Here is a 12,248-nt window from a genome sequence, read left to right on the forward strand (position 1 = left end):
TACAATAGTCTTCCGTGTCTTGGATCACCATTAGAACAACCCCCAGTAGTTGGGAAGCCGATTGGCTACAGGAAATGCTCAAAGCTCACGACATCCCCAGTCGCGTTATCGCTATTGGCCCTGGTATTTATTGCGGCCAGGGGCATCAGGCCGCCCTACAAGTCCGTCCCCAAGATCGCTGGACAGCACTTTTGTTATTAAGTCCTCTAGAAGAAAGTCGATAAATTATCTTTATTTTAAACTATGTCTCTATTTGATTGGTTTGCAAATCGCCAAAAAACAGAACCCAAGGTTCAACAACAACAGGAACGAGAAATAGCCGATGGTTTATGGACAAAATGCCCAAATTGCGGCGTTTTGTCCTATACCAAGGATTTATTAGCTAATCAACTGGTTTGTGTCGATTGCGGTCATCATAATCGGGTGGAAAGTGAAGAAAGAATTCGCCAGTTAGTGGATGCTAATACTTGGAATTGCCTTGATGAACAGATTCGACCGACGGATCCCCTCAAATTTCGCGATCGGAAAAGCTATAGCGATCGCCTGCGAGAAACCCAAGAAAAAACTGGTCTGACGGATGCTGTCCAGACGGGAACGGGGACGATCGATGGTTTACCCTTAGCTTTAGGGGTGATGGACTTCCGTTTTATGGGGGGTAGCATGGGATCGGTGGTGGGAGAAAAACTCTGTCGTTTGACGGAACGAGCTACCGATGAAAGTTTACCCCTGGTGATCATCTGCGCTTCTGGTGGGGCGAGAATGCAGGAGGGAATGTTAAGTTTAATGCAGATGGCTAAGATTTCTGGCGCTCTTAACCGGCATCGGGAAGCAAAGTTACTTTATATTCCTGTCTTGACTAATCCCACCACGGGAGGAGTCACGGCCAGTTTTGCCATGTTGGGAGATATTATTATCGCCGAACCAAAGGCTACTATCGGTTTTGCTGGTAAACGGGTAATTGAACAGACTTTGCGCGAGAAATTGCCGGAAGGTTTCCAAACATCGGAATACTTATTAAAACACGGGTTTGTCGATGCGATCGTTCCCCGTACCCATCTCAAGAAAACCCTCGCTCAATTAATTAGTTTACATCAGCCCTTTTTCCCCTTGTTATCCCCCCTCAACAGTCATCATCACCACAGTCAGCCGGAGTTAATCCCTCTTAAAACAGCCCAGGGACAAACAACAGTTTAATCTTTGTAAGACAGCACTGGAGTCGCCAGTCCGAGCATTTGTACTAAAATTTTTCTGATCAGTGGTTTCAATGTAGTACAGCCCACACTTAACCAGGTTGACAGTGATCGCAAAGTCCAAAAAATTCGAGAGTATGGTAATAAACCTTGAATTGGTGGGATTTTTCGAGTTTTTCTTCCAATTCGTGAACGGGACACTCATTAAAGACGATAGACCGACCGCAATGAATACAGGTAAGATGGTGTTGATCCTGCTGAAGGGAACTGTAGAGGGATTCTCCTGTGGCTAGGGTTCTCACCTGCACTGCACCCTGTAATTTTAGGGATTCTAGGGCGCGGTAAACAGTGGCTAACCCCATATTTTGGTCACGCTGACGGAGTTCCACAAACAATTCTTGAGCGGATACTGCCCGATTTAAGGTTTTGAGTAAGTGGATAATGCGCTCTTGCGATCGGGTGCGTTGGGATTTCATATCAAAAAGGTCAGCGATCAAAGTTAATTCTATGCCAAAAAATTATCAGTGCTTTATTTATGTTACCCTGCGTCCCTCGGTTCTCGATCCGGCGGGTACAGCGGTAGAGTCGGGATTAAAACAATTGGGTTATGATACTGTAGCTGGGGTGCGAATTGGTAAGTATATTGAGCTTACCGTGACAGCAGCGGATGAGATCAGCGCTCGCGAACAATTGGATCAAATGTGCGATCAACTACTGGCTAATCCTGTGATTGAAAATTATCGCTTTGATTTGCATTGTCAGTAGATAGGGGATAGGGAAATGGGGAAATGGGGAAATGGGGAAATTCAACTAATACCCTAACACCCTAACACCCTAACACCCTAACACCCATCTGATGAGAGCTTTCTGCACAATGAATTAACCAAGTTAAAAATTATGAAGTTTGGGATTATTGTTTTCCCGGGATCGAATTGCGATCGAGATGTGGCAACGGTGACGGAGGGGATTTTTCAGCAACCTACCCGCTATATTTGGCATCAAGAGACGGATTTAGGGGATGTGGATGTGATTGTGGTGCCGGGGGGATTTAGTTACGGCGATTATTTGCGCTGTGGTGCGATCGCTAGATTTTCGCCAGCGATGAAAACTGTCCGAGAAGAAGCCGAAAAAGGTAAATTAGTTTTAGGTATCTGTAACGGGTTTCAGGTATTAACGGAAATTGGGCTGCTACCCGGTGCCTTAATTCGTAATCGCGATTTACATTTTATTTGCGATCGAGTGCCAGTAAAAGTGGAAAATAATCAATCTGTCTGGACGCGGGGTTATCAACCGCAACAGGTACTTAATTTGCCCATTGCTCACGGGGAAGGGCGTTATTATGCCGCAGAAGATACGTTAAAATCTCTGGAGGATAACGGACAAATTCTCTTTCGTTACTGTACTCCCACAGGAGAGGTAAATGAGTCGGGAAATCCCAACGGTTCGTTAAATAATATTGCAGGAATTACCAATAAAGCAGGAAATGTGCTAGGAATGATGCCTCATCCCGAACGCGCCGCCGATCGGATGCTCAATTTGACCGATGGTAGTCTATTATTTCGGGAGTTGATCAATTGTTGATGACTAGACCTCTTGTAAAAATCAAAAATTGTTGTTAGGGTTAGGAGTCAGTAGTCAGTAGTCAGTAGTCAGGAGAATTAAAAATGAATAATAATCAATTAAATGGTCTATTTACCGACTTTAGGCAATTTAATCCTTATTTTTGCCCTTTTTCAACCCTCAAGTAGTTGGGTTTTTGGGGTTTTGGGGTTTTAGTTGAAATTTCCCTGATAACTGATAACTTACCCACTGATAACTGATAACTGATAACTGATAACTGATAATCCTGTGGCTGTTTTAAAAGATAATCGGGCTACTGTCCAAAAAGTTCTCTGGATCACCCTGCTGCTGAATATGTTGGTTATGGCGATCAAAGCGGGGGTGGGTTTGAGAATTAGTTCTTTGAGTCTGCAAGCGGATGCTCTCCATAGTGTCACCGATAGTGCGAATAATGTCTTGGGACTGATAGCGATGCGGTTTTCCTCTCCCTATCCCGATCGAGATCATCCCTACGGACATCTGAAATACGAAGCGATCGGAGCTTTAGCGATCGCCGCCTTTTTGGGGATTGCCTGTTTTGAAATCTTGCAAGGGGCGATCATGCGTATTATCAAAGGAGGAAAACCCGTCGAGATTGCAGGTTCTGAATTATGGCTATTAATTATCGTTTTAGGAGTGAATATTTTTGTCACCTACTATGAGAGATCGGTGGGGCAGCGTGTCGGTAGTGTGATTTTGATTGCCGATGCTCGTCATACCATGAGTGATGTGTGGGTGACAATTACAGTTTTATTGGGGTTAGTTGGGGTTTGGGTGGGCAATACGGCTAATATTCCCCAATTACAATGGTTAGATGTGATTTTGTCCTTTCCTGTCGCTTTTTTGGTGTTTAGCAGTGGTTGGAAAGTCCTCAAGGAGAATTTACCTTTGTTAGTGGATGAAATGGCGATCGCTCCTGAAGTGATTCATCAAATTGTCCTGGAGGTGCCGGGGGTGCTTAATTGTCATGCGATCGCGTCTCGGGGAGTGGTGGGAAGACAGGTATTTATAGAAATGCACCTAGTTGTCTCCGCTCAAGATGTGGAAACTGCTCACGCAATCACGGAAGCGGTGGAAGCAAGATTAACCCAACAATTTAGCCCTGTGAGAATTTTAATTCACGTTGAACCGCCGGATTATCACTCTGATCGGATCACTTTTGATGAAGAAGTGTGAAGCAAAAAGGCCTAAAATAAGTAGCGAACTTTTGCTAGAGGTGGCCATGGCGACAGAAAATCAAGCTAGAAGCATAGTAATTACTGGTGGAGCAGGATTTATCGGCTCGAATTTTGTTCATCATTGGTGCGAGAATTATCCTGAGGATCGTGTAATTGTTCTTGATGCTCTTACCTATGCGGGCAATTTGAATAATTTAGGGACACTGAAAGATAGAAAGAATTTCCGTTTTCTGCAAGGGGATATCTGCGATCGAGCTTTAGTTGATCAATTATTTGCTAGTGAAAATATCGATACAGTTGCCCATTTTGCCGCCGAATCCCATGTGGATCGATCGATTCTTGGTCCTGGAGCTTTTGTGCAAACTAATGTGGTGGGAACTTTTACTCTATTAGAAAGTTTTCGGCAACATTGGTTAAGTAATTATCAACCCGATCACTATCGTTTTCTGCACGTTTCCACCGATGAGGTTTATGGCAGTTTAGGAGTAGATGATCCAGCTTTTACCGAAACTACTCCCTATGCTCCTAATAGTCCCTATTCTGCCTCAAAAGCGGGGAGTGATCATCTAGCGAGAGCTTATTTTCATACCTACGGAATGCCGACAATTATTACTAATTGTTCTAATAATTATGGTTCCTATCATTTTCCCGAAAAGTTAATTCCTTTGATGTGTATTAATATTCTTTTGGGTAAACCTTTACCCGTTTATGGTGATGGTCAAAATGTTCGAGATTGGTTATATGTGCGGGATCATTGTCAAGCTTTAGATACAGTTATTCACAAAGGCAAAGCAGGAGAAACCTATAATATTGGCGGAAATAATGAGGTAAAAAATATCGATTTAGTCAGGATGTTATGTGAGTTAATGGATGAATTAGCTCCCGATTTACCCGTGAAACCCGCTCGGAATTTAATTACTTTTGTCAAGGATCGCCTCGGACATGATCGCCGGTATGCTATTGATGCCAGTAAAATTCGCACTGAATTAGGTTGGCAACCTCAAGAAACGGTAGAGGGGGGATTAAGAAAAACCATTCAATGGTATCTCGATCATCGGGATTGGTGGCAACCTTTGTTATCCAAAGAATATCAAGAGTATTATGGGAAAGTTTACGGTTAGAGAAGGGTAAAAAATCTAATCTTAATTTTGGGTGTGTTAGCGAAAACTAACACACTTATTACTTTAGCTAGATTAATATTTTAATTGTCAGTGATTAAGATCACAGGAAAATCTCAAAAAAATAGTTAGCTTTGAGAGATAATAGGAGCAGAGCAGACTAAGACTGGCAATCTTTACTTTTTATTAGCAGCAACCATGGCTTATAAAAGAAATTATCGCCGCCGCAAGAATCGGCCATCGGGAAGGACAATTCCAGGAATTTTCATCTTTTTAGTTTTAATGTCCGTTGGGATGGCATTTAAAAACCAAAGTTCTCAACTGCTCAGGAATTTTCAATCATTTAAACCGGCAAATGACTTAATTTATAATACTAATAATCTGCAACTTTCTCAGCCAATTATTCCAGGGAATAATCCCCAAGTTAGACAGGGAAATTATCAAAATATTGATCGTCTAGCTCGCAGCATCAATTACCAAGGAAATTCTCTATCAGAATTAGCAACAATTCTATCTAAATATACCAAAACAGAAGCGGAAAAAGCCCGCATTATTTACGTTTGGATTACCCATAATATTACCTACGATGTGGCAAGTTTTTTAAGGGGTAATTACGGTGATGCTAGTCCTTATACTGTCCTCAAAAATCGTTTAGCTGTCTGTTCAGGTTATGCCAATCTTTATCAAGCTTTAGCAGAAAAAATGGGATTAAAATCAGCGGTTGTTATCGGTTATGCAAAAGGATTAGGCTATCTAGTGGGCAATTCTAGTGATGCTAACCATGCTTGGAATACTGTGAGAATTAATAATGCTTGGTATCTAATTGATGCAACTTGGGGTGCGGGAGTAGTCAATAACAATCAATTTCAACGGCAATTTAATCCTCATTATTTTGCTACTCCACCCGCACAATTAATTTATAGTCATTTTCCCGAACAAACCCAGTGGCAATTATTCCCGAAAGTTTATAGAAAACCACAATTTGATTCTTGGCCGATTGTGACATCACAATTTTTTCGAGATGGTATAAAATTAGTCAATCACAAAAGTTATGATATCCAGTCTTCAGGAATGACAGAAGTTATTTTACAAGTTCCTAATCACACCCAGATTTCTGCTCAATTGCAACAAAATAATTTACCTATCAATAGCCATTTACCCTTAATTCAAAGAGTCAATGGACAAGCAATAATTCAAGTTTCCTTTCCCCAAACTGGCACTTATGATTTGATGGTTTTCTCTAAAAATAAATCCGATCAAAATAACTTTAATCATGCTTTATCCTATCGAATTACCAGCAATGCTAGGGGTGTCCCTATCCCGAAAACCTTTGCTACTTTTGAAGAAAATAATGCCTATCTTTATAGTCCCACAATAGCCAAATTAACTAAGAATCAATTGGCAAATTTTAAAATAGAAGTACCCAATGCTTTAGCTGTGGTTATCATCGATCAATCATCGGGTAACTGGACTCCTTTAGCTAAGTCAGGTAATTTATTTTTCGGTAATGTTAAAGTTGGTTCAGGAAAGATAACTATCGCTGGCAAGTTTACCGAGGGTAATAACTATGCTAGTTTAGTTGAGTACGAGTAATTTGTCTTTGAGTCATTAAGGAGCAAAAGAATGAATTTTGATACTTTTAACAACTCTCGAAAAATCATTATCGAAGATGATAATAGTGTATTGATGTTTGAAGATGAAGAAGTTATTTTAGTGAGAAAATTTAGGGAAAAAATCCAAGCAGATTTTTTAAACTATATCGGCAAATATACTTCCCATGGAAGACTACGAACAGATATGCAAGATAGTTCTTCTCTATTTGGTCAAATTAATAAAATTGAATGGGTTCATTATCCGAGTGAAGGGAAGGATTGTAAATTATTAATAGTGGGGGAGAAAGACTGGAGAACAGGAAAAGTTAAAACTTATGGAGAATGTACTTTTTCTAGTGTTTTAGAAAAACTTTCAAAAAGTCCGTATATACATCGTAATTCTAGTGAAGATGGTATTTTATTTCAAGAAATCAGAAATCAAGGCTTTAACGATTTCAACGAAACTCGTCAAATAAAAATTACCCTAGAATTTATTCCCGAAGAAAGCACAATTGAGCAAGAACCAGAATCACCCCTAGAGGAAATTCGGCAAATGCTGCGAGAAAATCCAGAAAAAACTAACTTCAATTCCTGAAAACCTAATTAGGTAATGAGGAAAATAAATTAAAGCAATCTCCTGTCTCCTGCTGTAATTATCATGGCAAAAACTCCGAGAATACCGATTCCGATCGAAGTGAGAAAATATGTTTATCAAAGGGATAATTATCAGTGTCAGAGTTGCGGTAAACCCGAAAAATTAGCCCAACTTTCCATAGATCATATCATTCCCTTGGCTTTAGGTGGCAGTAACGACATTAGTAACCTGCAAACCCTTTGTTTATGCTGTAATCGCCGCAAAAAAGACCATTTAGACCCTCGTTTTCGGCGTTATTTTCAATAATAGCCAATGGCTGCCGACCCTTTCCTCGATCGCCACTTGTGGAAATACCGCCGGGATGAGTTAGAATCGGAAAGAAGAATTTTTGAGTAACCATGATCAAATTACGTCTAAAACGCTTTGGTAAAAAACGCGAAGCCAGTTATCGTATCGTTGCGGCCGTTAGCACCAGTCGTCGCGATGGTCGTCCCCTAGAGGAATTAGGATTTTACAATCCCCGCACCGATGAAGTGCGTCTGGATGAAGAAGGAATCATCCGACGCTTACAACAAGGCGCGCAACCGACGGACACCGTGCGCAGCATTCTCACCAAACAGAAAATTTTCGAGAAAATCAATGCCTAGTACCCCCAATTATCTCGAACTGGTGAAATTTATTATCGAGCCGTTTTTGGAAGATCCGGCCAGTCTGAGATTGGATATCGAGCGCTGTAAGGAAAATGAACGTCTTTGGCTGCGTGTAGCCTTCGATGATGCCGATAAAGGCAAAGTTTACGGCCGGGGAGGACGCAATTTACAGGCGATTAGAACTACCCTAGAAATGGCGGCCGCGAGTGCGGGTCGTTCTCTTTATCTAGAAGTCTATGCGGCCGAAAATGAAGGCGAACAGCGCCGCACCCGTCGTTCTAATGGTAACTTTGAAGGTACGGAAAGAAGACCGAGTAATCGACGACCACCCGCACCCCGGCAGCTCAACAACTAACGAGGGATTTTAGGAAAACAGGGAAGGGGTTTCATCCTCGACCCTCTCCAGTTGCTCTAATTGCTGCCAAACTTTGGCGAGTAAAGTGGTTAATCCGGCTCCTGTCACGGCGGAAATAGTCAAAATCTCGGCATTGGTTATTTTAGCAAACTGCTTTTGATAGTTATCTATCGTTTCCTCGTCCACAGCATCAATTTTGTTGAAAACCAGTATTTGCGATCGCTTTTCTAAGCCTCGACCATAGGCGGCTAATTCCCCTTGGATAATTTGATAATCGGCGATCGGGTCTTCTGCTGTCAAGGAGACAAGATGAATTAACAGGCGTGTGCGTTCGATATGGCGCAAAAATTCGTGTCCTAGGCCGATTCCTCGGTGCGCTCCCTCGATTAATCCTGGAATATCGGCGAATACCGTCCCGTCTCCTGTGGGTTTGCGTACCACTCCCAAGTTAGGGATAAGAGTCGTAAAGGGATAATCGGCGATTTTGGGACGAGCAGAGGAAACGGCGGAGATTAGGGTGGATTTTCCCGCATTGGGCAGCCCGATCAGTCCCACTTCCGCTAATAACTTCAATTCTAGGCGTAAATGGCGTTTTTCTCCGTCTAAACCGGGTAAAGCGTATTCGGGTGCGCGGTTATTATTGCTTAAAAAGTGGCGGTTGCCTAATCCCCCTTTTCCTCCGGCAGCGACGATTAAAGTCTGTTCGGGAGTGACCAAATCGCCGATAATTTCCTCGCTATCGAGATCGTAAACTGCTGTACCACAGGGAACTTTAATAATGCGATCGCTACCGTTGGCTCCGGTGCAGTTGTTCGGACCGCCCCGTTTACCGTCATCGGCCTTAAAATAGCGACTATACTGGAAATCTAGCAGGGTTTGCAGGTTCTGAGTCGCCACAAAAATCACCGAACCACCTTTTCCCCCATTACCTCCGGCCGGACCGCCGGCGGGGACGTATTTTTCCCGACGGAAAGCGACGATTCCATCACCTCCCTTACCCCCTTCCACTTCTATTTCGGCGCGATCAATAAACTGCATAAGATTAAGTAGTTAAAGTGAAAAAATGATCAAGCTTAAAGCTGTTATAGGTTAATATCTTGCCAATTTAAAGCTTCTGCGAATCCCTGAAAATGTTTGACATTGGTAGTAGCGATGACTAGATAACGGCTCGGATATTGTTTTTTTAATAACTGCCAATGAGCAAGAATAATAATATCTACGTCAATACAGGGTAAGCGCATCTTAACAATTCTTGACAAAATCAACTTTATGTGATTTGCTTACCCAGAGAGCGATTCAGGCATATTTGAGGAGAATTGGCCATCTCAATTGTTAAGCAAAAATCGACCAAATGTGAATATTTCGTAACTATTCTGATTGACTGGTATCACTTGAAATGCCCACACAGCAAGCGGTTCACAAAATTGGCTAATTGTCAATAGCGTTTGAGATGCTCTCACCCTGGGGGCAAAACCTTTACCCATGAGCTATTTCCTCGTTAATTTTCATGAACAACAGTGAGACTAAGGCTTAATTATAAATTATACAGAGGTAGCAGCGGCTAAGTCTGGGTACTGGCGGTGCGGGACGGTGCTATGTGCTATGGCGATTTCACTACCCTATTCAGAAATCTTTGTCAAGTACAATTTATACCAAATTAGATGAGCTTACCCTGATAATTTATCTATCTCTTTATACTAAACTAATGTGTATTAAGCCAGTGGCTTGCTTGTTCTACAAATACTGTGGCGTATTCTAAGGCAATTTGTGTTTGTTCCCTAGTTATTTCAATAACTTGATCATAAACCCCAACTAAGTAGAGACCCGTAGTTTTTCCTCCTCAGATTTAAGGTGGGATTTGACCCATAAGCGATCAGCCAAAACAAGAGGAAAAGCATTAATCGTTTGCTGAAAAGTAGAAACCCGAGCAATAAGCTCCGCTTCGCTGTTATGGCAGGTGTGATAAGTAACATCTTCACGCAACCATTGCCAGAGATGCTCAACAGGCATGAACATCGGATTTTATAGTCATTTCAAATAAGTGTGAGACGAGGGAAAAATAAGGTAAAATAAAGAGAAACGAGCAACCCATATAGAAAAATGTCTTATAGCCTAGACTTGAGAAAAAAAGTAATCGATTATGTAGAGAATGGGGGAAGCATAACCAAAGCCGCCGCTCTATTTAATATAGGAAGAGCGACGATATATAGATGGCTAGGTAGGGAAAAACTGGAAGCAACAAAGGTAAAACACCGTCAGAGAAAGCTGGACTGTAAAGCACTGTCAAAAGATGTCCAAGAAAATCCCGAGGCAAGATTAAGAGACAGAGCCGAGAAGTTTGGAGTGAGACCAAGTGCCATTTGCTATGCCTTAAAAAAAATGAAAATTACCAGAAAAAAGAAGGAACTTCGTTATAGAGAAAGAAACCGAGAAGAAAGAATGAAATACTACAGAGTGCTGAGAGAATTGATTAAAACATATGGAAGTGAAAGCCTTGTATTCATTGATGAGTCAGGGTTTGAAGAATTTCAAGCCTGCCTTTATGCTTGGTCAAAAAAAGGGAAGAAAGTATTGGGAGATAGACAAGGAAAACGAGGAAAAAGAGAAAACCTTGTCGCTGGGAGAAGAAAGGGAAAAAAAGACTTTATTGCACCGATGGTATTTACGAGAAGCCTGAATGCCGAAGGTTTTGAAGGGTGGTTATCTTTATATTTATTGCCCTCTCGCGCCCATAACATCAGTATTAATTATGGATAAGGCACCAATTCATCGGAAGACAGTCATTAAACAACTGGTAGAAGAAGCAGGTCATCAGGTAGTGTTTTTGCCAAAATACTCTCCTGATTTAAATGATATCGAACATGATTTTAGTGCATTAAAGAGGGCAAGAATGTATGCTCCTGTGGGGACACCCCTTGATGAAATTATTCGTACTTATTGTGTCGCCTAGTGTCTCGTTCTTATTTGAAATAACTATATAAGCAGATAAACCTTGTAAAGAGATGTCCAGAGCCTCGGCTGCTTCCTTGACAATCCCAGCGCGATGATAAGAGGCCCCATCCCAAATCACGGTCATTTCATGAACGCAAAGCGCTCGCTACGCGAGATCGGGAAACTCGGTTCGCAGATGTTTGAGCACATCAATCGTGTTAAATTTCTCGGCTTTCTCCTAGGGAAAAATGCGAACCTGACCCAAGTTGTAGATATAAACACCATAAAAAGATACCTTTCTGAGTCCGGGGGAACTGGAACTAACCCAAGCTCTCTCCCCTTTAACCGTCCAACCATAACCTTCATCCGTATCGAGATGAATATCTGAACTTCCCCCATACATATATACCATAATAGCCGAAAACCCTTATCCATCAATGGATATAGCCCTTAACTTTTCTTAATGTACCCATGTAATTTGTAACATTTCTTAATGGATAAAAATTCTCTCCATTTGCTAGAATGGTAGTCATGTATATAGAAAAAGTTCCTAACCGTAATTCCCCCCCCGCCGTTCTTCTTCGGGAGTCCTACCGAGAAGGAGATCAAGTCAAAAAAAGAACCCTGGCCAATCTCTCAAAATTACCCGATGATATTATCGACAATCTGAAACTGGCTCTTAAAGGGGCAACACTGTCCATGACTGAAGGCATTCCCAATCATTTTGTAGTGTTTAGAAGTCTTCCTCATGGTCATGTGTTGGCTATTTTAGTGTCGATTAATAATTTTGGTGTTGTTTTTATTTTGTCGATAATATCATCGGTTATTTTTGAGAGATGGGCCTGGGTTATTTTTTTGACTTGATCTCCTTCTCGGTAGGACTCCCGAAGAAGAACAGCGGGGGGGGAATTACGGTTAGGAACTTTTTCTATGTACATGACTACCATTCTAGCAAATGGAGAGAATTCTTGTCCATTAAGAAATGTTACAAATTACATGGGTACATTAAGAAAAGTTAAGGGCTATATCCATTGATGGAT

General features: G+C 41.6%; 16 protein-coding genes and 2 pseudogenes. 13 read left to right on the forward strand and 5 right to left on the reverse strand.

Translation table 11 applies throughout. The features are described 5' to 3' along the window. The first annotated feature begins 14 nt into the window (after window positions 1–14). Both O9324_RS04510 and accD read left to right on the forward strand, forming a co-directional pair. A complete protein-coding gene (locus tag O9324_RS04510; protein ID WP_002746583.1) occupies window positions 15–224 on the forward strand; it encodes a hypothetical protein in 210 nt (69 codons plus the stop codon). Between the two features lie 19 nt (window positions 225–243). Next, entirely contained in the window at window positions 244–1,194 is a 951-nt protein-coding gene (gene accD, locus O9324_RS04515) for an acetyl-CoA carboxylase, carboxyltransferase subunit beta (protein WP_288139568.1), read from the forward strand. 88 nt (window positions 1,195–1,282) lie between these two features. Here the strand turns inward: accD and O9324_RS04520 are convergent, their stop codons facing one another. Further along, window positions 1,283–1,666 (reverse strand): Fur family transcriptional regulator, encoded by a 384-nt coding sequence (locus tag O9324_RS04520; protein ID WP_002771012.1) that lies wholly within the window; start codon window positions 1,664–1,666, stop codon window positions 1,283–1,285. 31 nt (window positions 1,667–1,697) lie between these two features. On the opposite strand from O9324_RS04520, the gene purS reads away from it, so the two are divergent. The 9 genes from purS (at window position 1,698) to O9324_RS04565 (ending at window position 8,277) form a co-directional block, all read left to right on the forward strand. Further along, the gene (purS, locus tag O9324_RS04525) at window positions 1,698–1,955 is read left to right on the forward strand and encodes a phosphoribosylformylglycinamidine synthase subunit PurS (RefSeq protein ID WP_002771010.1); all 258 of its coding nucleotides are present in this window, start codon (window positions 1,698–1,700) and stop codon (window positions 1,953–1,955) included. Between the two features lie 132 nt (window positions 1,956–2,087). After that, window positions 2,088–2,771, forward strand: a complete 684-nt coding sequence (purQ, locus tag O9324_RS04530) for a phosphoribosylformylglycinamidine synthase subunit PurQ (RefSeq protein ID WP_287630643.1) — start codon at window positions 2,088–2,090, stop codon at window positions 2,769–2,771. A gap of 267 nt (window positions 2,772–3,038) precedes the next feature. After that, window positions 3,039–3,965: a CDF family zinc efflux transporter Cdf31 gene (cdf31, locus tag O9324_RS04535; RefSeq protein WP_002771006.1), complete on the forward strand. Its 927-nt coding sequence runs from the start codon at window positions 3,039–3,041 to the stop codon at window positions 3,963–3,965. Between the two features lie 46 nt (window positions 3,966–4,011). Continuing rightward, on the forward strand, window positions 4,012–5,088 hold the full coding sequence (gene rfbB / locus O9324_RS04540; RefSeq protein ID WP_288139573.1) for a dTDP-glucose 4,6-dehydratase: 1,077 nt from the start codon (window positions 4,012–4,014) through the stop codon (window positions 5,086–5,088). A 195-nt stretch (window positions 5,089–5,283) separates the two neighbouring features. Further along, the gene (locus tag O9324_RS04545) at window positions 5,284–6,678 is read left to right on the forward strand and encodes a transglutaminase domain-containing protein (protein WP_288139569.1); all 1,395 of its coding nucleotides are present in this window, start codon (window positions 5,284–5,286) and stop codon (window positions 6,676–6,678) included. A 30-nt stretch (window positions 6,679–6,708) separates the two neighbouring features. Beyond that, window positions 6,709–7,272, forward strand: coding sequence for a KGK domain-containing protein (locus O9324_RS04550; RefSeq protein WP_288139570.1), 564 nt, complete (start codon window positions 6,709–6,711; stop codon window positions 7,270–7,272). 63 nt (window positions 7,273–7,335) lie between these two features. Continuing rightward, complete coding sequence (locus O9324_RS04555) at window positions 7,336–7,578, forward strand: HNH endonuclease (RefSeq protein ID WP_002738070.1); 243 nt, start codon at window positions 7,336–7,338, stop codon at window positions 7,576–7,578. A 92-nt stretch (window positions 7,579–7,670) separates the two neighbouring features. Then, window positions 7,671–7,919 carry a 30S ribosomal protein S16 gene (gene rpsP, locus O9324_RS04560; RefSeq protein WP_002736858.1) on the forward strand — a complete coding sequence of 83 codons (249 nt, stop codon included), beginning with the start codon at window positions 7,671–7,673 and terminating at the stop codon, window positions 7,917–7,919. Further along, entirely contained in the window at window positions 7,912–8,277 is a 366-nt protein-coding gene (locus tag O9324_RS04565; RefSeq protein WP_002770997.1) for a KH domain-containing protein, read from the forward strand. Before rpsP ends, O9324_RS04565 begins: the two co-directional genes overlap by 8 nt. Window positions 8,278–8,286: 9 nt before the next feature. Here O9324_RS04565 and obgE read toward each other — a convergent pair whose 3' ends face one another. The 3 genes from obgE to O9324_RS04580 form a co-directional block, all read right to left on the reverse strand. Continuing rightward, window positions 8,287–9,315 (reverse strand): GTPase ObgE, encoded by a 1,029-nt coding sequence (obgE, locus tag O9324_RS04570; RefSeq protein WP_288139571.1) that lies wholly within the window; start codon window positions 9,313–9,315, stop codon window positions 8,287–8,289. A 44-nt stretch (window positions 9,316–9,359) separates the two neighbouring features. Further along, window positions 9,360–9,518 carry a hypothetical protein gene (locus O9324_RS04575; RefSeq protein ID WP_002770995.1) on the reverse strand — a complete coding sequence of 53 codons (159 nt, stop codon included), beginning with the start codon at window positions 9,516–9,518 and terminating at the stop codon, window positions 9,360–9,362. A 571-nt stretch (window positions 9,519–10,089) separates the two neighbouring features. Next, entirely contained in the window at window positions 10,090–10,293 is a 204-nt protein-coding gene (locus O9324_RS04580; RefSeq protein WP_002770993.1) for a hypothetical protein, read from the reverse strand. Between the two features lie 84 nt (window positions 10,294–10,377). Between O9324_RS04580 and O9324_RS04585 the strand changes: the two are divergent. Further along, a pseudogene (locus tag O9324_RS04585) lies at window positions 10,378–11,227 on the forward strand (IS630 family transposase). 219 nt (window positions 11,228–11,446) lie between these two features. Here the strand turns inward: O9324_RS04585 and O9324_RS04590 are convergent. Continuing rightward, the gene (locus O9324_RS04590) at window positions 11,447–11,620 is read right to left on the reverse strand and encodes a hypothetical protein (protein ID WP_002770977.1); all 174 of its coding nucleotides are present in this window, start codon (window positions 11,618–11,620) and stop codon (window positions 11,447–11,449) included. Between the two features lie 119 nt (window positions 11,621–11,739). Between O9324_RS04590 and O9324_RS04595 the strand changes: the two are divergent. Next, a pseudogene (locus O9324_RS04595) lies at window positions 11,740–12,003 on the forward strand (IS1634 family transposase N-terminal domain-related protein); the annotation flags it as partial. Between the last annotated feature and the right edge of the window lie 245 nt (window positions 12,004–12,248).

The organism is Microcystis sp. LE19-84.1B, from assembly GCF_027531875.1.
GTDB lineage: Bacteria > Cyanobacteriota > Cyanobacteriia > Cyanobacteriales > Microcystaceae > Microcystis > Microcystis panniformis.

Excerpts from the sequence above, each read along its gene's own strand:
- accD (WP_288139568.1), top strand. The coding sequence starts at position 244 with ATGTCTCTATTTGATTGGTTTGCAAATCGCCAAAAAACAGAACCCAAG.
- O9324_RS04520 (WP_002771012.1), bottom strand. The coding sequence starts at position 1,666 with ATGAAATCCCAACGCACCCGATCGCAAGAGCGCATTATCCACTTACTC.
- purS (WP_002771010.1), top strand. The coding sequence starts at position 1,698 with ATGCCAAAAAATTATCAGTGCTTTATTTATGTTACCCTGCGTCCCTCG.
- purQ (WP_287630643.1), top strand. The coding sequence starts at position 2,088 with ATGAAGTTTGGGATTATTGTTTTCCCGGGATCGAATTGCGATCGAGAT.
- rfbB (WP_288139573.1), top strand. The coding sequence starts at position 4,012 with ATGGCGACAGAAAATCAAGCTAGAAGCATAGTAATTACTGGTGGAGCA.
- O9324_RS04545 (WP_288139569.1), top strand. The coding sequence starts at position 5,284 with ATGGCTTATAAAAGAAATTATCGCCGCCGCAAGAATCGGCCATCGGGA.
- O9324_RS04550 (WP_288139570.1), top strand. The coding sequence starts at position 6,709 with ATGAATTTTGATACTTTTAACAACTCTCGAAAAATCATTATCGAAGAT.
- O9324_RS04555 (WP_002738070.1), top strand. The coding sequence starts at position 7,336 with ATGGCAAAAACTCCGAGAATACCGATTCCGATCGAAGTGAGAAAATAT.
- rpsP (WP_002736858.1), top strand. The coding sequence starts at position 7,671 with ATGATCAAATTACGTCTAAAACGCTTTGGTAAAAAACGCGAAGCCAGT.
- O9324_RS04565 (WP_002770997.1), top strand. The coding sequence starts at position 7,912 with ATGCCTAGTACCCCCAATTATCTCGAACTGGTGAAATTTATTATCGAG.
- obgE (WP_288139571.1), bottom strand. The coding sequence starts at position 9,315 with ATGCAGTTTATTGATCGCGCCGAAATAGAAGTGGAAGGGGGTAAGGGA.
- O9324_RS04575 (WP_002770995.1), bottom strand. The coding sequence starts at position 9,518 with ATGCGCTTACCCTGTATTGACGTAGATATTATTATTCTTGCTCATTGG.
- O9324_RS04580 (WP_002770993.1), bottom strand. The coding sequence starts at position 10,293 with ATGTTCATGCCTGTTGAGCATCTCTGGCAATGGTTGCGTGAAGATGTT.
- O9324_RS04590 (WP_002770977.1), bottom strand. The coding sequence starts at position 11,620 with ATGGTATATATGTATGGGGGAAGTTCAGATATTCATCTCGATACGGAT.